We start from the raw sequence: 19,919 nt of genomic DNA, 5'->3' as shown, positions 1-19,919 counted from the left end.
TATGGACGACTCGCAGTACGAGCGACTCAGGACGTTGCGACGCGACCTCCACCGACACCCAGAGCCCGCCTGGCGGGAGTTCTACACGACGGCCCGCCTCGTCGAGGAACTGGAACCCACCGCGGACGAACTGGTCGTCGGGCCCGACTTTCTCGACGCCGACGACCGTCTGAGCGTTCCCGAGGAGACGACGCTGGCCGAGTGGCGCGAACGCGCCCTCGATGCCGGCGCAGACCCCGAGACGGTCGAGCACCTCGAAGACGGACAGACCGGGCTCATGGCCGTCCTGGAGCGTGGCGAGGGGCCGACGGTCGGGCTGCGGGTCGACATCGACGGCCTCCCCCGCGAGGAGTCGGACGATCCCGACCACGAACCCGTCGCCGAGGGGTTCCGATCGGAGACCGGTGCGATGCACGCCTGCGGCCACGACGCCCACGCTGCCATCGGCGTCGGCGTCTTCGAGGCGATCGCCGACAGCGACTTCACCGGGACGCTGAAGGTGCTCTTCCAGCCCGCAGAGGAGATCATCGGCGGTGCCAAAGCCATCAGTCACCGGCACCTCGACGACATCGACGCGCTGCTGGCGGGACACATCGGGCTCGACCATCCGACCGGCGAGGTCGTCGCTGGCGTGACGGACTTCCTGGCGGTCAGCCAGTTCCACGCCGAGTTCACGGGCGAGCCGGCCCACGCGGGTGGCCACCCCGCACAGGGGGAAAACGCCGTGCAGGCGATGGCGGCGGCCGTACAGAACCTCTACGCCATCCCGCGCAACGAAGACGGCCCGACGCGGATCAACGCGGGCGTCGTCGAGGGCGGGACGGCCTCGAACATCATCCCCGAACACGCGAGCATCGAGGGCGAGGTCAGAGGAGAGACGACAGAACTGATGACGTACATGCGCGAGCGCGCGAACGACGTGCTCGAACACGCCGCGGGCATGCACGGCTGTGAGTACGCGGTCGAGCGCACCGGCGAAGCGCCCAGCGCGACCAACGACGAGGAACTCGTCTCACTGGGCTACGAGGTCGCCGAGGGGATCCCCGGCGTCGACTCGCGGCTCCGCACCGCGTCGCTGGGCGGCAGCGAGGACGCGACGGTGCTCATGCGACGCGTCCAGGAGACGGGCGGCACCGCGGCCTACGTCGGTGTCGGCACCGACCACCCCGGCGGCCACCACACCGCGACGTTCGACGTGGACGAGCCGTCGCTGGCGATCGGCGTCGACTGGCTCTCGGAGACGGTGTGCGAGATCGCAGAGGAAGACGACTGAACGGTCAGTACTTCGGATCCGCACCGGTGACGGCGTAGATCTCGTCCATCAGGTCGTCGCGCTCGGACTGCCAGCGGTCGAACCCGGCGGGGCTCGACGGGTACGACTCGTAGTGTTCGAGGAGCCGGTCGGCCAGCTGCTTGGTCTTGTAGAGGTCGTAGATCGTCCCCCAGTGGCCGAAGCTCTTGACCGCGGTCTTGAGCTTCAGCCCCAGTCCCATGTCGGCCGAGCCCGAGTACAGCGCGTCGGCGATCTTGTTGGCCGGCATCGCGGCGAGCAGCCCCATCAGATCGTCCACGTCGTAGGCCGTCGTGAAGATGTTGTACACGTCCAGCGCGGCGTAGCGGGCCCCGAAGTGGTCCATCACGCGCTCGTTGTACTCCCACAGCGCCGCCTCCTCGTCGACCCGACCGTCCTCGATGGCCTCAATGGCCTGCTCACCGGCGTACTGGCCGGCGTAGGCCGCACCGGCGATGCCGCCGCCGGTCGTCGGATTGACGTGGCCAGCGGCGTCTCCGACGGCCATAAAGCCCGGCGCGACCGCCGAGTCGTACGGTCGGCGGGTCGGCAACGCGGCCCCGAGCTTGTCCTGGACCTCGGCGTTCTCGAACTCCGAACGGCCCTGGAGGTCCTGCTTGAGGTCGTCGACGAGCTCCATCGGTTCCTCGGTCATCTGGAACCCCAGCCCGACGTTGATCTCGGTGTCTGTTCGCGGGAAGTACCAGACGTACCCCGCCGCGCGCTTTGCCGGCTTGAACACGAGGGCGTCGTCCCACGGGACCGGCTCTTCGGTCTCGACGATCTCACGGTAGGCCGAACAGAACTGTGAGTACGTGACGTTCGTGTCGAAGGTCGCCGAATCGAGCGTCGCCTTCTCCTGGATGATCGACAGCGCGCCAGCGGCGTCGATGACCAGCTCGGCCTCGTAGCTCGCGTGGTCGCCCTTCCGGTTCGCCTCCAGCCCGGTCACGCGGCCGTCGTCTTCCTGCCGCACGTCCTGGACGACGGTGTCGTAGTGGAATTCGACGCCGGCCTGCTCGGCACCCTCGATGAGCAGTCGGCCGTACTCCCAGCGATCGATGACGGCCAGTTCGCCGGGGACCGGGATCTCCAGGACCGTGTCCTCTTCGGGGATCTCGAATCGGCCGTGGTCGACGCCGGTGTTCGTGAACGCGCCCTCGATCTGGGACTTCGGGATCGCCGTCGGGAAGTTCGAGGCCCCCTTCAGCGCGTCGCCACAGGCGATGTGGCCCGCCTCCTGGGCGTCCTTTCGCTCGGCGATGACGACGTCGTAGCCCTCGTGGGCGAGCGTCGCCGCGGCGTAACAGCCCGACGTGCCCGCACCGACGACGGCCACGTCGTACTCGTGGGTGGTCATGGACGGGACCTATCTCCCGAGGGAGAAAACTCTTTATCCCGACGACGCCGGTATCTGTCGGTTCGCCATGGTCTCGGCCAGGATCCAGCGCCGCGACGTGTACGATCCCGCGACGCTCTGTCGTGGTCGATGCCACGCCCGGCGCGAGATCGTCTCTCGGACGCCAACTGCCAGACAGCGCCGACTCGTCCGATAACAAGAGTTTTGCCGAGCGGTTCCGAACGCCGGGACATGACCGAGTACACCGTGGAGTTCGTGGGGACCGGCGAAGAGATCACGGTCTCGGAGAAGGAGACGATCCTGAGCCGGTGTCTCGAAGCGGGGATCGCACAGGAGTACTCCTGTCGCGTGGGGATGTGTCTGGCCTGTTCGGCAGAGATCGTCGACGGCGACGTCGTCCAGCCCGCCGCACGAGGACTCACCGAGGCAGAGCGGGAACGCTACGCGCTGACCTGTATGGCGCGGCCGGCTTCGGACCTCAAACTCGACCGCGGGAAGTACCCGCCCAGCATCGAGTCGGAGGTCTCGGCCGACGCGGCCGGCGATGAACAGGCGGCTGCCGACGACTGAGCGTATTAATTCCTTCGTCCGAGACAGAAAGAATCACGGAACTGAATCTCGAACCCCCCCTCGTCCACGTTCTGTCGATCTCAGAGACGTTACCACGCGCTTTCGAGAAGGACAGATCATATAAGCGAGTGGCTCCTACATTGAATCGAGTCGTTGCAGACCCGCGCCAGGGGTCAGCCGTCGGAGACTGCCACACCTGCACAATCATGACCAGCCGTGTATACAGACTTCATTCGACACTCGAACTGCCACTCGAAGACACGTACGACCTCTTCGAGGAACCCGACCTTCCCCCGGAGATCGAAGACGTGGAGATCACGCGGCGGAACAACACGCTGATCATCAGCGCCGTCTCGGCCGACGACACGATCAGCAAGTACACGCCGACGGCCCAGCTGAAGGCCAGCGTCACGGAGAATCGGGTCTACGAGGAAGATCCCGAAGAGATGGACGGACCCGGCCCCGGTCCCAACAGCGGTGGTGGCAGTCCACAGTGGGGGTCCTTCGAGGAGGAGGAAGAAGAGATCCCCTCCGAACTCGTCGAGTACGCCTGTTTCAAGGGCGATCTCGAAACGGTGCTCCAGAACACGGCCCTGCAGTATCCGATGTTCCAGGTCCTCTGTGAGGTCGCGAAAAACGCCGAGAAGGGGACGCTTACGGCGATCGTCTGCGTCGACGAGGAACTCGAAGCGGTTCGAATCGTCGACGGCGAGGAACTCCCCGCGACGATCAACGTCGTCGAAGAGCCACGCGACGACGCCGACAACGAGAGCGTCGACTGGCGAAACAACGAGTTCATCAGCTAACGCTCCGTTTCCCTGCCAGCAGAATCCGTCTCTCAGGCCCTCCCATCCCGGCCAGCGGTCGGTGTTCGCTGTCGGCGTCCGAACCGTGGTGCGACACGTGTCGTGTGTGTCCGAGTCACGCGCCCACTCGAACTCCAAAAAGTACTTACAGCCCATCTAATTATATCTCATTACCAATGGCAGACTTCCCCGACTACCTCGACGTCGACTACACCGACGGCGAGGGCGAGACGCCGGAGGACTACCCGTCGATCAACCACAAGATCGAGAAGGCCATCGAGGTCACCAAGGAAGGCCTCGAAGCGTACGAGAACCCGGTCGTCATGTGGACCGGCGGCAAGGACTCGACGCTGACGCTGTACTTCGTCAAGGAGGTCGCCGACCGCTTCGACCTCGAAGTCCCGCCGGTCGTCTTCATCGACCATTACCAGCACTTCGACGAACTCATCGAGTTCGTCGAGCACTGGGCCGACGAGTGGGACCTCGAAGTCATCTGGGCGCGCAACACCGACGTGGGTGACTACGTCGAGGAGAACGGACTCGATCCGGGCGACGACATCCCGATCGACGCCCTCTCGGAGCACAACCAGCACCACGTCCGCGAGATCCTCGAGTACGAGGAGGACAGCTTCCCATTCCTGCTCGATACCTACGTCGGCAACCACCTGCTGAAGACGGTCGCGCTCAACGACGCCATCGAGGCCCACGACGTCGACGGCATCATCTCGGGCATCCGCTGGGACGAGCAGGAGTCCCGCGCCGAGGAGACGTTCTTCTCGCCGCGCCACGACCCGGACATCTACCCGCCCCACGACCGCATCCAGACGATCCTCCAGTTCGACGAGGCCGCCGTCTGGGACGCCTTCTGGAACTTCGTCGTCCCCGACACCGTCGAAGACTTCCCCGAGGAGGGCTACGTCCCCGAGACCGACGACGACCTGCCCGACGGCATCGAGCAGGACGACATCCCTGTCTCGCCGAAGTACTTCGCCGGGTTCCGTTCGCTCGGCTCCGAAGTCTCGACCGACAAGGCAGCCGAGGAACCCGCCTGGCAGCAGGACCTCGACTCGACGACCGAGCGCGCGGGCCGCGCCCAGGACAAAGAGGACCTGATGGAGCGCCTGCGCGACCTCGGCTACATGTAACCCACCTTTTTCCGCTTCGGGTTCGCGCTTCGCGCGAACCGCTCGCGCAAAAACGTGGGTAAAAACCGCGAGCGTCCCCTGAGGGCGCGCTCGCGGCGAATCGCAGACTCGCTACGACCCGCGGAAGTGAGCGTAGGCGACCAGCAGCGTCAGGACGAGCGCGCCGACTGCGCCCGGCGGGTGGACCTCGAACGCGACCACCAGCAGGAGGAGGAAGTTCGCAGCCAGGAGGACGAGGGCGGCGTCCAGTCGTTGTCGGAGGGCCGTGTCGGTCATGTGCTCCGTTGTACCGGGACGGGAGAAAAGTCTGCTGACTGTCGGCTGGGCAGGGCGATTACACGCGCTTTCTGGCCCGGTGGCGCGCCGTGGCTCGCTGGCGGAGGTACCACACGAGCGGGAGCGCACCGATGGTCGCGAGCGCGGCGAGGTTCGCCCACGCCGTCACCGACAGCGATCCGACGCCGAACCCCGGCGTCGTCGCGAGCAAGGCGAGCCCGACCAGCGGAAACGGTGTCGCGAGCCACGGGGTGTCGCCGCGGTGGGCGATCACGCCAGCGAGGACGACGACGCCGCCGAACGCGGCCAGTGCGAGGTGGCCCCACGTGCTGTCGGGACCCGACAGCGGGAGGTAGAAGCCGTTGGCCACGAGGGTCAACCCCAGCCCCTCCGCGAGTGCGGCGACCAGTCGCCCGCCGATGCGTGGCTCGCCCGACCGCAGAGACAGGTCGCTGGGTCGACGGCCACCGGGTCGCTCTCGGCCGTCCTCGTCTGGCGCAGGCATCTTAGCGTCGCCGGTACCGGTCGCCGTCTCGTTCGAGTCGCGACTCGTCGACGCCGCGCTGGAGCGCCCGTCGAATCTCCATTCGGTCGACACCTCGTTGTGTCATCAGCGCCACGATCTGGTCGTGCGAACACCAGCCGTCGCTGTCGGCCGCTTCGGCGACGGTCTCGACGACGCGGGTCGTGATGTCTGCCACGGTCGTGTTGGGCGGCCCGAGGATTTGGAGGTTTCGGCGCTGCCGGCCGTTCTCGTCGTCGCGGCGACGGCCACCGCGTCCCTCACTGTGTGCGAGCCCGTGTCGTCTGCCACTCCAGGACGATCTCGATACTCAGCCAGACGGAGAGCCACACCCAGAGGAGCGCGACGACGATCACCGTCGAGGACAGCAACAGCAGGGGTCGCGTGGCGACCACCAGTGCGGGGTACAGATAGAGTGTCACAACCCCTACGACGAGGAGCGCCACCAGCCCACAGGCGGCGTGTTCCCCGGGGCTAGACGCTCCCGACGCGGTGGTCTCTCGGGCCTCTGGTCCGCCCTCGCCGTTCGGCTGTGGTGTGTGCATACATACCGCCCTCTGTCCGGAACTTCTCGCCACTTTCCCATAAAATTTGCCGCTAGTTGCACGTGTCGAGCGGGACACTACCGAGCGCCGCGGCGGCTGCCGTCCGGCCTCGCGGCAAAGTTCTTACCAGTCGCTCACGTTGTACGGCCGTGCCAACGAGACGCACACTCGTCGCGGCCCTGCTCGCCGGTGGCGTCGGTGCGTCGGTCGTCGAGCCGCTCCGGAGCGGCCTCGACCGGTTCGCACCGCTGAGCGGCGATGTCTGGGACGCGGCGACCGACTCGGTTCCGGAGACCGTCGCGACACCGTACGGGGAAGCGACGGTACGGTACGACGACCAGGGTGTCCCGACGATCGCGGCCGACGACGAGGACAGCCTCTACTTCGCGGTGGGCTACGTCCACGCGGCGGATCGACTCTTCCAGATGGATCTGATCCGCCGTCGGATGCGGGGCGAACTGTCGGCCGCCGTCGGCGAACAGACCGTCGAGAGCGACCTGTTCCATCGACAGATGGACTTCGCCGCCGCGGCCGAGGCCAACTGGGAGTTGCTGTCGGGAACGCCGGCGGGCGAGGCGGTAGCGGCCCACGCGGCGGGCGTGAACGCGTTCCGGCGGCGTCGATCCGACCCGCTCGAATTCCGGCTGCTGGGCTACGAGCCCGAACCCTGGACGCCCGTCGACAGCATGCTGATTCAGAAACAGATCTCGTGGGGGCTGACTGGCGACTTCACGTCGCTCCGGCGGGCGACGATCGCCGACGCGTTCGGGGCCGAGACGGCCGACCGTATCGCCCCGCGTCGGTACGATCACGACGCCGCGATCCTCCGCTCGCGCCGGCCCGACGTGTCCTTCGCCGACGGGACAGCCGGGTCCGCCGGAGGGAGCGGTGCGGGCGATCTCGCCGGCTGGCTCGCGGGGTTCGAGTGGCCCGACGGCGTCGGCTCGAACAGCTGGGTCGTCGGCGGCGAACACACCGAGAGCGGGCTGCCCCTGCTGGCCAACGACCCGCACCTGACACTGCTCGCGCCGCCCGTGTGGTACGAGATGCACCACGAACTGCCGGACCACTCCGTCAGCGGCGTCACGTTCCCCGGTCAGCCGTTCGTCGTCATCGGCGAGAACGACGCGGGCGCGTGGGGGTTCACCAACGCCGGTCTGGACGTGCTTGACGTGTACGACTACGAGATCGACGGCGAACAGTACCGCTACGGCGACGAGTGGCGGTCGTTCGACACCCGCACCGAGACCGTCGCGGTCAGTGGCGGCAGGGACCGCGAGGTGACCGTCAGGAAGACGGTCCACGGGCCGCTCCTCGAACGGCGGGGCCAGCGCGTCGGCGTCGCCTGGACCGGACTCACGGCCGGCCGAACCGCGAGGGCCGTCCGCGGCCTCAACCGGAGCGACGGCCGGGACGAGGCCGTCGCGGCCCTCTCGATGTTCGACCAGCCCACCCAGAACGCCGTCTACGCCGACCGGGACGGGAACACTCACTATCACGTCACCGGCCTGGTGCCGATCAGGCGGACCGACGGCGAAGCGGTCGCCGGAGACAGGATCTTCGACGGGTCCGCACAGGAGGGCGAGTGGGCGGGCTACGAACCCTACGGTCAGCCCGACTTCGAGAGCGACGGCTGGATCCCCTTCGAAGACAAACCCCACGCCGACGACCCCGCACTGCTGGCGACGGCGAACCAGCGCGTCGTCGCCGACGCCGCCAGCGAGTACTACCTCTCGGATGGGTATTCCGCACCCTGGCGCGGCCAGCGGCTCTACGATCAGCTCGACGAACTCGTGGCGGCCGACACACCCCTGACCCCGGCCGACAGCCGGGCGCTCCAGCTCGACAGCTACGACCGCCGGGCGGCGCTCTTCGTCCCAGAGATCCTGGCCGCACGGCCGGCTATGACCGACCGTGCCCGCTCGCTGGCCGACGAACTCGTCGACTGGGACTTCCGCATGGTCCGGGACTCGCGGGCGGCGCTGGTCTTCGCGCTCTTTCTCGATCACTACCGCCAGCGGGTGTTCGGGCCGCTCTTCGACGCTGCTGGGCTCGACCGAGAACTCGTTCCGAACGACTGGGTCCTGTTGCACCTCGACGCCGACGATCCGTGGTTCCGTGATCCGCCGATCGGCGAGCCCCGCGAACGCGAGTCGCTCCTCGCCGCTGCCGTGGCCGACACCGCCGCCGAGATCGACGCCGAAGGGTACGAACGATACGGCGACTACAACCGAACGGCGATCGACCACCCCTTCGATCTGGGCTTCCTGAACTACCCCGAATACCCCACCGACGGATCGCCCGCGACGCTGCGGAACGTCCGCGTCGAGTCGGGCGTCGGCAGCAGCTACCGACTGCTCGCGCGGTTCGACGGCGAGCGCTCGCTGTCGGTGCTGCCGGGGGGCAACGACGGCGACTACTTCTCGGATCACTACGCCGACCAGCTCCGTGCGTGGGCCGACGGCGAGTACTCGCCGCTGACTCCCAGTCTGACGGGATCGCCCTCGATTCGATTCCGGCCGGGAGGTGGCGACAGTGCGTGACGACGGCGGTGTCCCCGGGCTCCCGGATCGGCTCTGGCGGCTCCAGACGGACCCGACGGACCGCTGGCGTGCGACGGTGCTCGCGGGGACGGTGGGGGCGTTGCTCGCGACGGTCCACTGGAGCGGTCTCCTCGCGGGCGGGGCTCTCGTGGGTCTGGCGTGGCCGACGCTCCGGCGTGCCGTCCTCGCCGGACTCGGCTTCGGGATCGCGGTCGTCGCCCTCTTCGCGTTCGAACTCGCGCTCGGCGGCTCGCTCGTGGCCACGCTCCGAATGGGTGTCCTCGGCCTCGTGCCGGTGGTCGTACCGGTCGTCGCCGCGCCCCTCGGCGCGACCGTCCGCGGACTGGTTCCCGACGCGACGGCCGGCGATTAGCTATTGTTTTGTCGGCCGACAGGCACAATTTATACATACGAGTCGCGAGCTACTGTCACCCATGGCATCTATCGATACGAGCGTCAATCGGCCGAACGTGCCGGCCGACGGCACGACCGTGACCGCCGAAATCGACGTCGAGCCGGGGGAACAGGAGACCGACGTGCGACGCCACATCGCTCTCTGTATCGACACGAGCGGGTCGATGGAGGGAGACAACATCAAACGCGCTCGCGACGGCGCTGCGTGGGTCTTCGGGCTGCTGGCCGACGAGGACTACGTGAGTATCGTCGCGTTCGACACTGAGGCGACGGTGATCCTGCCCGCGACACGGTGGTCGGATCTCGATCGCCAGACCGCGATGGACCACGTCGAGGAGCTGACTGCCGGCGGCGGCACCGACATGTACAACGGGCTCAAGGCCGCCAAGGAGACGCTGTCGTCCTCCGCGACCGGCCCCGACACGGTCAAGCGACTCCTCTTGCTCTCGGACGGCAAGGACAACGAACGCACGCCCGACGAGTTCGAGGGACTGGCCGAAGCCATCGACGACGCCGGGATCCGGATCCAGTCGGCCGGGATCGGGACCGACTACAACGAGGACACGATCCGGACGCTCGGGACGGTCGGGCGCGGGACGTGGACTCACCTCGAAGCGCCCGGCGACATCGAGGACTTCTTCGGCGAGGCCGTCGAGCAGGCCGGCTCGGTCGTCGCGCCGGACGCCCACCTCGATCTCGACGTTGCTCCCGGCGTCGAGGTCAGCGAGGTGTATCGCGCGCTCCCGCAGGCCCAGGAAGTCTCGCCCGAGTGGGAGGCAAACGCCACCCGCATCAAGCTCCCCGACCTGATCGAACGGGAGAGCCAGCGGGTCGTCCTCAAGATCCACGCGCCGCCCCGCGAGCCCGGCAGCGAGGAGGTGCTCGCAGACGTACAGCTCTCGGCCCGCGGCGACACTGCGAGCGACCAGATCGCCGTCGAGTACACGGACGAACAGGAGAAATTGGCCGAGCACAACGAGTCCGTCGACATCGACCACAAACAGACCGTCATCCGGACGGAGCTTGGCAAGGGCAACGTCGAGGCCGCCGAGACGAAAGTCGAGCAGATGACGGTGATCCACGGCGAGGACGCCGACGCCGTCGAAGAGGCCGAGCGCCAGACCGAGATCGTCAAAGAGGGCGGTCGTGCCGAACAGAGCCAGGCGACCCAGATCGTCGACAGCGACGACGGCATCCAGTGATGGCCCGCGTCGGCGGTGAGACTCGATGACGACGTTCGAGGCGGGCGACCTCGTCGCCGGCCAGTATCGCGTTCAGGGCGAGGCCGGCAGCGGCGGCTTCGCGGTCGCCTACGAGGCGATCGACGAGGACAGCGGCGACACGGTCGCGGTGAAGGTCCCAAACTACGCCGGCTCCAGCAACGACCGTGACGTGATCGAGCAGTACTTCCTGAAAGAGGCCGACGCGCTCGAAACCGTCCGGGCGGCGGGAGGCAACGACAACGTGATGGACCTGATCGAGCGCACCGACGAGGGCGACACCCCGGTGCTGGTCGTCCAGTTCGTCGACGGTTACGAACTGGACGACGCCATCGACCAGGTCGGGCCGCTCGATCCCGCGGAGGTCCGGCGGGTCGGGATCGGGCTCTGTGACGCGATGAGCTTCCTCCACGAGAACGACATCGTCTACCGGGACCTCAAGCCCGACAACATCATGCTCGCCGGACAGGACCACCCGATCCTGATCGACTTCAACACGGCGACGGGGTTCGACGGGACCGACGCCGACGACGCCGGAACGACGATTCTCGGACCGTACAAACCCCGAGAGATCGCCGAAGCCAGCGACGCCGAGGACGGACAGGGTCCGTGGTCGGACGTGTACTCGATCGGGAAGATCCTCCTGTTCTTGCTGAAGGGAACCGTCCCGAAGAAAGACGGCGTCGACCCCCGGGACTTCGGCGTCGACTGCCCGACGTACCTCGCGGAGATCATCGCTCGCGCGACACAGACCGACTACCGGGACCGCTACCCCAACGCGACCTCGATGAAGTACGTGCTAGAGGCCAAAGACCCCAGCCCGCCGCCACAGGCGAGCCTGGAGGCGCTGGGCGAAGACCGGTCGTTCACCATCCACCCCGGCGACACGATCGGCCGGGACGGCGGCGCGACGACGCCGTCGATCACGCTCGAAGACGCCGACGAGCACGTCTCGCCGATCCACGTTCGCTTCGATACGAGCAACGACGAGGCGATCTGGCGACTGGAGGATCACAGCCTCAACGGGACCTACGTCAACACTCAGACCGGCTGGCAGCGACTCCTCCAGCCCGGCGGCAAAGAGCTACTGGAAGCGCGTGGCGGCGATCCGACCGACCGAAACGGCGAGGACCCGCCCAGCGAGCACGCGCTCGGGGATGGCGACCTCATCGCGCTCGTCCACCCGAGCTACGGGACGACATTCGAGTTCAACGTCTCTCAGACATGATCTACGCGACGAACTACGACATCGGCGAACGCAAGCGGTCCAGCGGGATCAACGAGGACAGTCTCGCGGTCGACGTGATCGAACAGGGCCACCGCGACGGCCTCGTCGACCGCTCGGAGGAGGTCGACGGCCGGCCGGACGATGCCCACGACGGCACCGACGCCGAGGCGGCAAGCGACGAGACGGGAGTGGCGTCCGAGGAGCGATCGGAGCCACGGAACCGCAGCGTCGCTACCTTCGTCCTCGCCGACGGTGCGGGCGGGTACGAGGCCGGCGACGTGGCTTCTTACATCGCCACGACGACGATCACGACCGAACTGCAGGCAGTTGCGAGTCGTGCCCTCCGGAGCAACCCGGCGGCGTTCGACGTGACCCTGCCCGATGCGGTCGCGACCGACCCGCCGACGCCGGCCGAGATCCAGAGCGCGCTGGAGGCGGCCATCACGACTGCCCACCGCGAGATCGTCCGCTACACGAACGAGACCGGCAACCGAGCGTACACGACCGTCGTCGCCGGCCTCTGTTTCGGCGGTCGGTGTTACTACGCCTGGGTCGGCGACAGCCGCGCGTACCTGCTCAACGAGGCGCGTGAGACGATCGAACTGCTGACCAGGGACCACGGTGTCGTCGCCGAACTCCGCGATCGCGGCGAGATCGACGACGTGGCTGCCCACGTCCACCCTCGCGGCAACGAGATCACTCGCGCACTGGGCGGCGGGGCCGACCAGGACCCGGACGCTGCGACGGTCGCGGTCGACAGCAACGTCGTCCCGCTGTACGCCGAGGACGTGTTGCTGGTCACCAGCGACGGGCTCATCGACGCCCAGACCGACGCCCCGGAACTGTACGACGAGTACGTCGAGTCGGACCGCTCGGAGGCGGCGGCCCAGCGCGTCCTCGACGCCGTCGTCACGGACGAGGAGATCAGAGAGTACGTCCTGACGGCGGAGTCGCTGGCCGCGGCCAGCGAGGCGCTCGTCGAGATGGCCAACGACCGGGGCGGGAAGGACAACCTCTCGACGCTGTTCTTGCAGGACCCGGCGCTCCCGGCGACACCGGAGCATCGACCGCTGACCCGCGCGCTGGCGACGGAACCCGTCGAGGACCGTGAGACGGTTCTGCTCCCGGAGGAAGGAGAAACGCCCTGAGGAAAACTATTTTTTATCCGTAGGTAGACTGATCGAACACGTATGTCAGAAAGTACCAGTAGGTCGGTCGAATGTCCGCTGTGTGGCGAAGCGTTCGATCCGACCGCTGCAGGGGGGTGGTGTACCAACTCGGAGTGTGGCGAGTGGCAGTACGACGGGGAGATCGAGGCGGCCACGGACGACGAGCCCGAGGCCGAGACGGGGGAGGACGACCCGGAGGGCGACGCCGTCAGCGACAACCCGCTGTTCGGTGACGACGACGAGCTGGATCTCGAAGATCCGACCGACTCCCAGCCAGACGCCGAGCCGGACGACTCGCCGCTGGGCGACGACGACGCGGCGAGCGAGTCCGCAGACACCGCGGACGAGCCGACCGACACGGCGACAGACGAGCCAGGGCGCCCGAGCGCCGAGGACGCCGACGACGCGCCGGAACCGGACGACGCCGTCGACGAGGGGGATGCGGAGACGAGCGAGCCCGCCGACACCGTGGACGACGCCGTCGACGAGGAGGATGCGGAGACGAGCGAGCCCGCCGACACCGTGGACGACGCCGTCGACGAGGAGGACGCGGAGACGAGCGAGCTCGACGAGACGGCGACGCTGGGAAGCTGCCCCGAGTGTGACACCGCCGTCGATCCGTCCGACGCCTTCTGTCCGGGCTGTGGTGCGGATCTGGACGCCCACCGCACCGCCGACGAAGACGAAGACGAGGACGAGACGACCCTCGACGCCTGTCCGGAGTGTGGCGGCGACGTGGGTCCCGACGACGCCTTCTGTGCGTCGTGTGGCGAGGATCTGGACGCCCACCGCGGCGCAGACGAGACGACCCTCGACGCCTGTCCCGGCTGTGGGAGCGACGTCGAGCCCGACGACGCCTTCTGTGCGTCGTGTGGCGAGGACCTGGACGCCCACCGCGGGAGCGACGCGAGCGGGACCGTCGCCCCGTCTCGACTCGCACTCTCTGCGTACGGGCAGTCCGTCGTCGTCGGCGACGACGAGACCGTCGGTCGAGAGATCCGGTCGCTGCTGGCCGACGCCGGGGAGGACGACGACACGTCCGTGCTGATCCACCGCGAACACGTCCGCTTCGTGCGCGAAGACGACCAGTTCTACGTGGTCGATCTCGGCGACAATCCCACCGAACTCAACGGCACTCGGCTGTCGAAGGGCGATCGAGAGCCGATCGGTCCCGGCGACGAACTCCGCCTGTCGGACGTGGTCTCGCTCGACGTCGAGACGCCCTGACGGCGGAGCGAGCGGTCTTTTTCTGGTGGTCTACGAGCAGCGACTAAGTTCGGTGGCGCTCCGACAGCGTGCCAGACAGTTACGTGGCTGGCCGTCGAAGCGTCGATATGGCTCGACGGAGCGTCCTCTTTGCCCCCGGTGACCAGCCCGAGAAACTACGGAAGGCGGCCGACAGCGAGGCCGATGTCGTCGTCTTCGATCTGGAAGACGCCGTCGTTCCCGACCGGAAGCAGGCCGCACGGGAGGCGGTCCGTGACGTGCTGGCGACGGTCGAGTCGACGTGTGAACTGTGCGTGCGGGTCAACCCGGTCGACGACGGCGCGGCCAGGGATCTCTCGGTCGTCCTGTCGGGTGGCGAGCCCGACAGCGTGATGGCTCCGAAGGTCCCGGACGCCAACGCCGTCGAGACGCTGGCCGGGATGCTCGCCGAACGCGACGCGAGCGTCCCGGTCCTGGCACTCGTCGAGTCGGCCGCTGGCGTCCTCCACGCCGAGGCGATCGCCGCCGCCGACGCGACCGACGCGCTCCTGTTCGGTGCCGAGGATCTGGCGGGCGATCTCGGAGCGACCCGGACCGAGAGCGGTCGCGAGGTCGCCCACGCGCGCCAGCACGCACTACTGGCGGCACGTGCGGCGGGCGTCGACGCGATCGACACCCACTACCCGGCGTACGAGGACGAGGCGGGACTGCGCGAGGCGGCCACGGAGGCCCGACGGCTGGGCTACGACGGCAAGATGGTGATTCATCCGGCGCAGGTCCCGGTCGTCAACGCGGCGTTCACGCCGGACGACGAGGCCATCGCCTGGGCGCGCCGGATCATCGAGGCCAGCGAGGCGGCCGACGAGCGGGGGCGTGGCGTGTTCGTCGTCGACGGTGAGATGATCGACGCGCCACAGGTTCGCCAGGCCGAGCGCATCCTGGCGCGGGCAGCGGAGTGATCCCGTCGGCTGGCACCGCCAGGTGAGGTGTGTGGCGCGTCAACTGCCGTCACACTTTTGCGCCTACTGGCCGTCACTCTCGGCATGTCCGAGGTCAATCCCTTCGAGAGCCTCCAGGAGCAGATCGACGACGCCGCGGCGTTCGTCGCGGTCCCCGACGACGCGCTCGAACGCCTCAAGCGGCCGGAACGAGTCCTCGAAACGACGCTGTCGGTCGAGCTGGACGACGGCTCGATCGAGACGTTTCGCGCCTTCCGGTCGCAGTTCAACGGCGACCGCGGCCCGTACAAGGGCGGAATCCGCTATCACCCGCAGGTCTCTCGCGAGGAGGTCACGGCCCTCTCGGGGTGGATGGTGTACAAATGCGCCGCCGTCGACATCCCCTACGGCGGCGGCAAGGGCGGGATCGCCTTCGATCCCAGCGACTACTCCGACAGCGAGGTCGAGCGCATCACCCGCGCGTTCGCGACGGAACTGCGGCCGCTGATCGGCGAGGACCGGGACGTGCCAGCGCCCGACGTGAACACGGGCCAGCGCGAGATGAACTGGCTCAAAGACACCTACGAGACCCTGGAGAACACGACTGCGCCCGGCGTCGTCACCGGCAAGGCGATCGAGTCCGGCGGCAGCGAGGGCCGCGTCGAGGCGACGGGCCGGTCGGTCGCGATCGTCGCTCGCGAGGCCTTCGACTACCTCGGCGGGGACATTGCCGACGCCACCGTCGCGGTCCAGGGCTACGGCAACGCGGGCTCCGTCGCGGCCGAACTGATCGCCCAGCAGGGCGGGACCGTCGTCGCGGTCTCTGACTCCTCGGGGGCGGTGTACGACTCGTCGGGGATCGACACCAGCGCGGCCAAGTCGTTCAAGCGCGAAACCGGCTCGGTGACGGGCTTCGAGGGAGCCAGCGAGGAGCTGAGCAACCGCGAGTTGCTCACGCTGGACGTGGATCTGCTCGTGCCGGCGGCCCTGGAAAACGCCATCGACGCCGCCATCGCGCGTGACGTACGCGCAGACGTGATTGTCGAGGCCGCGAACGGTCCGCTGACCCCCGACGCCGACGACGTACTGGCAGACCGCGAGGTCGCCGTTTTCCCCGACATCCTCGCCAACGCTGGCGGCGTCACGGTGTCGTACTTCGAGTGGGTCCAGAACCGACAGCGCTTCTCGTGGTCGCTGGAGCGGGTCAACGACGAACTGGAGACCGTGATCACGTCGGCGTTCGATGCCCTGATCGAGCGACACGAGGCGACCGACGCGCCGACGCTGCGGACCGCGATGTACGCCGTCGCTATCGAGCGGGTCCACCGCGCGGCCACGGAAGCCGGGACCTGGCCCTGAGGGCTGTCTCGGACCACTCGCTTTTCACTACTGCCCGCCTAGGGCATCACATGAGCGTCTACGAGCGATCGGTTCGCGTCGATGCGCCACTGGCAGACGTGTGGGAGTTTCACTCGACCGGGGACGGGCTGGAAGCCCTGACGCCGGACTGGATGAACCTCGTCATCGAGGAGTCACGCGGCCCCGACGGCGAACCGGACCCCGACGTGCTCACGGAAGGGTCCGTCATCGTCTCGTCGGTCCGGCCGCTGGGTGTCGGACCGCGCCAGACCTGGACCTCCGAGATCGTCGCCCGCGAAGAGAGCGACGAGCACGCGATGTTCCGCGACCACATGACCGAGGGACCCTTCGCCCACTGGCTGCACACCCACCGGTTCGTCGCGGAGGGCGACGCGACGCTGGTCCACGATCGGATCGAGTACCAGTTCCCCGGTGGCCCGCTCGGCAAAGCGATCGGTCCCTTCGCCTACGTCGGCTTCGAGCCGATGTTCCGGTACCGACACCGGACCACGAAGCAGCTGTTAGAGTAGCCGCCGCAGATCGCTCTCGAACGGAGTGCCCGCGTCAGCGGCGGCCAGCGTCGCGATCGCAGTCGCCCGTTCCTGGGTCGGCCCCGCCGTCCGTCGCCGTCGCGTTCACCTCGAACTTCGCCAGGAGCGTCTGGAGGCGCTCGGCCTGCTCGCTGAGGGCCTCGACGCTGGTGCTGACCTGGTTCATCGACGCGGCCTGTTGCTGGGCCGCCGCGGACGCGCTCTCGGTCTCGTCTGCCGTCGACTCGCTGATGTCTGCGACCGCTTCGACCATCGAGACGGCTTCCTCGGTGCTTGCCGCCTGATCGTCAGCCGTCTCGCTGATCTGCTGGATGCCGTCGTCGGTCTTCTCGGCGTTTTCGGCGACCTGCCGGAACGAGTCGGCGACAGCTTCGACGGCCTCGACCTCCGCCTGCATGTCCGCTTCGGCGCTGCGGGCCGTTTCGACGGTCGCGTCGGTCTGGCTCTGGGTCCGCTCGATCCGCTGTTCGATCTCGGCGGCCGACTCCTGGGTCTCCTCGGCCAGTTGCTTGACCTCGTTGGCGACGACGGCGAACCCCTCGCCGCCACCGGTCCCGCTCTCGCCGCCGGCACGAGCAGCCTCGATGTTGGCGTTGAGCGCCAGCATGTTCGTCTGCTCGGCGATGTCGCCGATCAGCTCGACGATCTCGCTGATCTCGGCCATCTGCTCGTCGAGGAGTTCGACGTTGTCGACCGTCTCGTCGATGGCGGCCTGAACTTCGCGTGCGTTCTCGATCGCCTGCTGTGCGGTCGTCTCACCAGCCTCGGCGATCTCGGCGGTCTCGCGCGATCTGTCGGCGACCGTCTCGGCCGACGCGGCCACCTCCTCGACCGTCGCCGAGAGGTCGGTCATCTCGTCGGCGACGCTTGCGAGCCGCTCGCGTTGTTCGCTCGCGCCGCTCGCAATCTCCTGTATCGAACCGCTCATGCCCTCGCTGGCCTGTTTGACCTCGTCGGCGCTGGCGTTTGCTTGCATGCTGGCGTCCGCGACTTCCTGGGCGAACGACTGGATCTCCTGCATCGTCGCTTCCGTCTCTGCGATCATCTCGTTGAACGACGCCGCGATCTGGGCCATCGCTTCGCTGTCGCTGTCGGTTTCGAGGCGCACGGTGAGGTCGCCGTTTGCCGCTCGTGCCATCGCTGCGCTGCAGTCGTCGGCGTCGGCCTCCAGTCGCTCGTACAGCTGTTCGACCTCTTCGCGTTTGGCCTCTGCCTCGGCTTTCGCCTCCTCGGCCTCGGCTTTCGCACGCTCGATCTCCGCCTGCTTGGCCTCCAGATCCTCGACCTCTTCGGTCTTGGCGCGGGCCTGTTGAAGCTGCTCCTGGGCCTGCTCTCGGGACCGCTCGGTCGAGTACCAGTGTGCCATCAGCGCGCCGGCCAGGCCCAGGACGAACGCGGCGTGGATGAACGCCCAGGCCCACGGGTTGTTGATCGCGGCAGCGTGGTTGTACACCCGGCTCGGATCGATCATGCCGAAGTAGCCGTGCTGGAGTGTGACGTAACCGATCCCCAGGACGAAGGGGAGCCAGTCCTCGTAGACGGCCACGACGGCCATCACGACGAAAAAGTGGAAGTGCGCCTCGATGTACCCTCCCGAGAAGTGGACCAGGAATCCCGAGGTCGTCACGAGCCCCAGCGTCGCGAGCGCGGTCCGAGTTCGCCGCTTGAACAGCGGCAGCCACGCCACGATCGCCAGCGTGACGACGACGCCGACTTCCGCGAGGACGTTCGTCACTGGGATCTCGGGCAACTGCGCGCCCGTCACCATCGACTCCGTTCCGTCGGCGAGACCGAGTGCCAGCAGGAAGGGCACGTGTGCCACCAGCAAGAGGAGGATGTTTCGGTGGCGTCCACGCCACGTTTCGTCGGGAATCGTGTCGCCGCTCGGAATGTACTCGACGAACTCTCGGAGCGTCGCTCCCCAACTTCGTCGACTGTGGTTCTGGTCTGGCCCCGCTGCGATGTCCGCCATAGCTGACCGTGGGGAGATGACAGCAAAAACGATGTGGCCGCGCTATCAGCGCCAATAATCGGGCGGGTCGTTTCCGACCGTTTCTCTCAGCACACCCGGTTACGCCGGTGTCGCCGGAGTTATTTATGTCACTGTTGCGAACTCCTGCCTATGCACGACGTTGTCATCGTCGGCGGCGGCCCCGCCGGCCTGAGTGGTGCCCTGTTCACCGAGAAGAACGGTCTCGACACTGTGGTCTTCGACACCGACGAGACGTGGATGCACAAGGCACACCTGTTCAACTACCTCGGCATCGACTCGATGGACGGCTCCGAGTTCGTCGCCCAGTCTCGCGAGCAGGTCGAGGAGTTCGGCGTCACGCTGCGAGACGAGGCAGTGACGGCCGTCGAAGAGACCGCCGAGGGGTTCGCGGTGACGACCGAAGCGGTGTCCGAGGCCGGCGAGGCCGGCGACCAGACCGGGGGCGACCAGACCGTCGAAGGGCGCTACCTCGTGCTCGCGACCGGCGCGGACCGGTCGCTGGCCGACTCGCTGGGCTGTGCGTTCACCGACGAGGACACCGTCGACGTGACGGTCTCGATGGAGACCAGCATCGAAGACGCCTACGCCACCGGCGCGATGGTCCGAGCGGAAGAGTGGCAGGCGGTCATCTCGGCTGGCGACGGCGCGGCGGCGGCGCTGAACATCCTCTCGAAAGAGAAAGGCGAGCACTTCCACGACTTCGACGTGCCGGCCGACGCCGAGTAACGGCCGGGTACCGTCTCGCCGACTTCCCAGCGTTCAAGCCATCGCTGTTCCACGTA

At 67.7% G+C, this 19,919-nt stretch carries 21 protein-coding genes; 15 read left to right on the top strand and 6 right to left on the bottom strand.

What is annotated here, in order from left to right:
• The first annotated feature begins 1 nt into the window (after position 1).
• Complete coding sequence (locus IL252_RS03715; protein ID WP_208626753.1) at positions 2-1,273, top strand: amidohydrolase; 1,272 nt, start codon at positions 2-4, stop codon at positions 1,271-1,273.
• Positions 1,274-1,277: 4 nt separating this feature from the next.
• Here the strand turns inward: IL252_RS03715 and IL252_RS03710 are convergent, their stop codons facing one another.
• On the bottom strand, positions 1,278-2,651 hold the full coding sequence (locus tag IL252_RS03710) for a geranylgeranyl reductase family protein (RefSeq protein WP_208626751.1): 1,374 nt from the start codon (positions 2,649-2,651) through the stop codon (positions 1,278-1,280).
• Between the two features lie 67 nt (positions 2,652-2,718).
• Between IL252_RS03710 and IL252_RS17715 the strand changes: the two genes are divergently transcribed.
• The 4 genes from IL252_RS17715 (at position 2,719) to IL252_RS03695 (ending at position 5,172) form a co-directional block, all read left to right on the top strand.
• Positions 2,719-2,847, top strand: coding sequence for a hypothetical protein (locus IL252_RS17715; protein ID WP_279634269.1), 129 nt, complete (start codon positions 2,719-2,721; stop codon positions 2,845-2,847).
• Between the two features lie 35 nt (positions 2,848-2,882).
• Positions 2,883-3,221, top strand: coding sequence for a 2Fe-2S iron-sulfur cluster binding domain-containing protein (locus IL252_RS03705; protein WP_153554125.1), 339 nt, complete (start codon positions 2,883-2,885; stop codon positions 3,219-3,221).
• Positions 3,222-3,427: 206 nt separating this feature from the next.
• Positions 3,428-4,027: a hypothetical protein gene (locus tag IL252_RS03700; protein ID WP_208626749.1), complete on the top strand. Its 600-nt coding sequence runs from the start codon at positions 3,428-3,430 to the stop codon at positions 4,025-4,027.
• A gap of 176 nt (positions 4,028-4,203) precedes the next feature.
• On the top strand, positions 4,204-5,172 hold the full coding sequence (locus IL252_RS03695; protein WP_208626747.1) for a phosphoadenosine phosphosulfate reductase family protein: 969 nt from the start codon (positions 4,204-4,206) through the stop codon (positions 5,170-5,172).
• Between the two features lie 111 nt (positions 5,173-5,283).
• Here the strand turns inward: IL252_RS03695 and IL252_RS03690 are convergent, their stop codons facing one another.
• The 4 genes from IL252_RS03690 to IL252_RS03675 all read right to left on the bottom strand — a co-directional run bounded on the left by IL252_RS03690 (position 5,284) and on the right by IL252_RS03675 (position 6,516).
• The gene (locus tag IL252_RS03690; RefSeq protein WP_208626745.1) at positions 5,284-5,448 is read right to left on the bottom strand and encodes a hypothetical protein; all 165 of its coding nucleotides are present in this window, start codon (positions 5,446-5,448) and stop codon (positions 5,284-5,286) included.
• Positions 5,449-5,506: 58 nt separating this feature from the next.
• On the bottom strand, positions 5,507-5,953 hold the full coding sequence (locus tag IL252_RS03685) for a hypothetical protein (protein ID WP_208626743.1): 447 nt from the start codon (positions 5,951-5,953) through the stop codon (positions 5,507-5,509).
• Position 5,954: 1 nt separating this feature from the next.
• Positions 5,955-6,149 carry a hypothetical protein gene (locus IL252_RS03680; protein WP_170095099.1) on the bottom strand — a complete coding sequence of 65 codons (195 nt, stop codon included), beginning with the start codon at positions 6,147-6,149 and terminating at the stop codon, positions 5,955-5,957.
• An 82-nt stretch (positions 6,150-6,231) separates the two neighbouring features.
• Entirely contained in the window at positions 6,232-6,516 is a 285-nt protein-coding gene (locus tag IL252_RS03675) for a hypothetical protein (protein ID WP_170095098.1), read from the bottom strand.
• Positions 6,517-6,665: 149 nt separating this feature from the next.
• Between IL252_RS03675 and IL252_RS03670 the strand changes: the two genes are divergently transcribed.
• From IL252_RS03670 to IL252_RS03630, 9 genes are all read left to right on the top strand, one after another.
• Positions 6,666-9,059: a penicillin acylase family protein gene (locus IL252_RS03670; RefSeq protein WP_208626741.1), complete on the top strand. Its 2,394-nt coding sequence runs from the start codon at positions 6,666-6,668 to the stop codon at positions 9,057-9,059.
• The gene (locus tag IL252_RS03665) at positions 9,052-9,432 is read left to right on the top strand and encodes a hypothetical protein (RefSeq protein WP_208626739.1); all 381 of its coding nucleotides are present in this window, start codon (positions 9,052-9,054) and stop codon (positions 9,430-9,432) included. Before IL252_RS03670 ends, IL252_RS03665 begins: the two co-directional genes overlap by 8 nt.
• Before the next feature lie 61 nt (positions 9,433-9,493).
• On the top strand, positions 9,494-10,675 hold the full coding sequence (locus IL252_RS03660; RefSeq protein WP_153554117.1) for a VWA domain-containing protein: 1,182 nt from the start codon (positions 9,494-9,496) through the stop codon (positions 10,673-10,675).
• Positions 10,676-10,700: 25 nt separating this feature from the next.
• Positions 10,701-11,921: an FHA domain-containing serine/threonine-protein kinase gene (locus IL252_RS03655; protein WP_208626737.1), complete on the top strand. Its 1,221-nt coding sequence runs from the start codon at positions 10,701-10,703 to the stop codon at positions 11,919-11,921.
• Entirely contained in the window at positions 11,918-13,069 is a 1,152-nt protein-coding gene (locus IL252_RS03650) for a PP2C family serine/threonine-protein phosphatase (RefSeq protein ID WP_208626735.1), read from the top strand. The genes IL252_RS03655 and IL252_RS03650 overlap by 4 nt, the downstream gene beginning before the upstream one ends.
• Before the next feature lie 42 nt (positions 13,070-13,111).
• A complete protein-coding gene (locus IL252_RS03645; RefSeq protein WP_208626733.1) occupies positions 13,112-14,317 on the top strand; it encodes a zinc ribbon domain-containing protein in 1,206 nt (401 codons plus the stop codon).
• A 107-nt stretch (positions 14,318-14,424) separates the two neighbouring features.
• Positions 14,425-15,255, top strand: a complete 831-nt coding sequence (locus IL252_RS03640; RefSeq protein ID WP_208626732.1) for a CoA ester lyase — start codon at positions 14,425-14,427, stop codon at positions 15,253-15,255.
• An 84-nt stretch (positions 15,256-15,339) separates the two neighbouring features.
• Positions 15,340-16,593 (top strand): Glu/Leu/Phe/Val dehydrogenase, encoded by a 1,254-nt coding sequence (locus tag IL252_RS03635; RefSeq protein WP_208626731.1) that lies wholly within the window; start codon positions 15,340-15,342, stop codon positions 16,591-16,593.
• Between the two features lie 50 nt (positions 16,594-16,643).
• Positions 16,644-17,123, top strand: a complete 480-nt coding sequence (locus tag IL252_RS03630) for an SRPBCC family protein (protein ID WP_208626730.1) — start codon at positions 16,644-16,646, stop codon at positions 17,121-17,123.
• Between the two features lie 34 nt (positions 17,124-17,157).
• Here IL252_RS03630 and IL252_RS03625 read toward each other — a convergent pair whose 3' ends face one another.
• Positions 17,158-19,116, bottom strand: a complete 1,959-nt coding sequence (locus IL252_RS03625; RefSeq protein WP_208626729.1) for a methyl-accepting chemotaxis protein — start codon at positions 19,114-19,116, stop codon at positions 17,158-17,160.
• A gap of 150 nt (positions 19,117-19,266) precedes the next feature.
• Between IL252_RS03625 and IL252_RS03620 the strand changes: the two genes are divergently transcribed.
• Positions 19,267-19,863, top strand: a complete 597-nt coding sequence (locus tag IL252_RS03620) for an NAD(P)/FAD-dependent oxidoreductase (RefSeq protein WP_208626728.1) — start codon at positions 19,267-19,269, stop codon at positions 19,861-19,863.
• Positions 19,864-19,919: the final 56 nt, after the last annotated feature.

The organism is Halomicrobium sp. IBSBa, from assembly GCF_017612575.1.
Taxonomy (GTDB): domain Archaea; phylum Halobacteriota; class Halobacteria; order Halobacteriales; family Haloarculaceae; genus Halomicrobium.
Note: the sequence above shows the minus strand (reverse complement) of the source record. Positions and strands in the feature narration are given on the sequence as shown.

Bases quoted from the DNA above. Each gene is read 5' to 3' on its own strand.
- IL252_RS03690 (WP_208626745.1), bottom strand. From the start codon at position 5,448: ATGACCGACACGGCCCTCCGACAACGACTGGACGCCGCCCTCGTCCTC.
- IL252_RS03655 (WP_208626737.1), top strand. From the start codon at position 10,701: ATGACGACGTTCGAGGCGGGCGACCTCGTCGCCGGCCAGTATCGCGTT.
- IL252_RS03660 (WP_153554117.1), top strand. From the start codon at position 9,494: ATGGCATCTATCGATACGAGCGTCAATCGGCCGAACGTGCCGGCCGAC.
- IL252_RS03635 (WP_208626731.1), top strand. From the start codon at position 15,340: ATGTCCGAGGTCAATCCCTTCGAGAGCCTCCAGGAGCAGATCGACGAC.
- IL252_RS03625 (WP_208626729.1), bottom strand. From the start codon at position 19,116: ATGGCGGACATCGCAGCGGGGCCAGACCAGAACCACAGTCGACGAAGT.
- IL252_RS03710 (WP_208626751.1), bottom strand. From the start codon at position 2,651: ATGACCACCCACGAGTACGACGTGGCCGTCGTCGGTGCGGGCACGTCG.
- IL252_RS03700 (WP_208626749.1), top strand. From the start codon at position 3,428: ATGACCAGCCGTGTATACAGACTTCATTCGACACTCGAACTGCCACTC.
- IL252_RS03675 (WP_170095098.1), bottom strand. From the start codon at position 6,516: ATGCACACACCACAGCCGAACGGCGAGGGCGGACCAGAGGCCCGAGAG.
- IL252_RS03695 (WP_208626747.1), top strand. From the start codon at position 4,204: ATGGCAGACTTCCCCGACTACCTCGACGTCGACTACACCGACGGCGAG.
- IL252_RS03630 (WP_208626730.1), top strand. From the start codon at position 16,644: ATGAGCGTCTACGAGCGATCGGTTCGCGTCGATGCGCCACTGGCAGAC.
- IL252_RS03650 (WP_208626735.1), top strand. From the start codon at position 11,918: ATGATCTACGCGACGAACTACGACATCGGCGAACGCAAGCGGTCCAGC.
- IL252_RS03685 (WP_208626743.1), bottom strand. From the start codon at position 5,953: ATGCCTGCGCCAGACGAGGACGGCCGAGAGCGACCCGGTGGCCGTCGA.
- IL252_RS03705 (WP_153554125.1), top strand. From the start codon at position 2,883: ATGACCGAGTACACCGTGGAGTTCGTGGGGACCGGCGAAGAGATCACG.
- IL252_RS03645 (WP_208626733.1), top strand. From the start codon at position 13,112: ATGTCAGAAAGTACCAGTAGGTCGGTCGAATGTCCGCTGTGTGGCGAA.
- IL252_RS03715 (WP_208626753.1), top strand. From the start codon at position 2: ATGGACGACTCGCAGTACGAGCGACTCAGGACGTTGCGACGCGACCTC.
- IL252_RS03640 (WP_208626732.1), top strand. From the start codon at position 14,425: ATGGCTCGACGGAGCGTCCTCTTTGCCCCCGGTGACCAGCCCGAGAAA.
- IL252_RS17715 (WP_279634269.1), top strand. From the start codon at position 2,719: ATGGTCTCGGCCAGGATCCAGCGCCGCGACGTGTACGATCCCGCGACG.
- IL252_RS03620 (WP_208626728.1), top strand. From the start codon at position 19,267: ATGCACGACGTTGTCATCGTCGGCGGCGGCCCCGCCGGCCTGAGTGGT.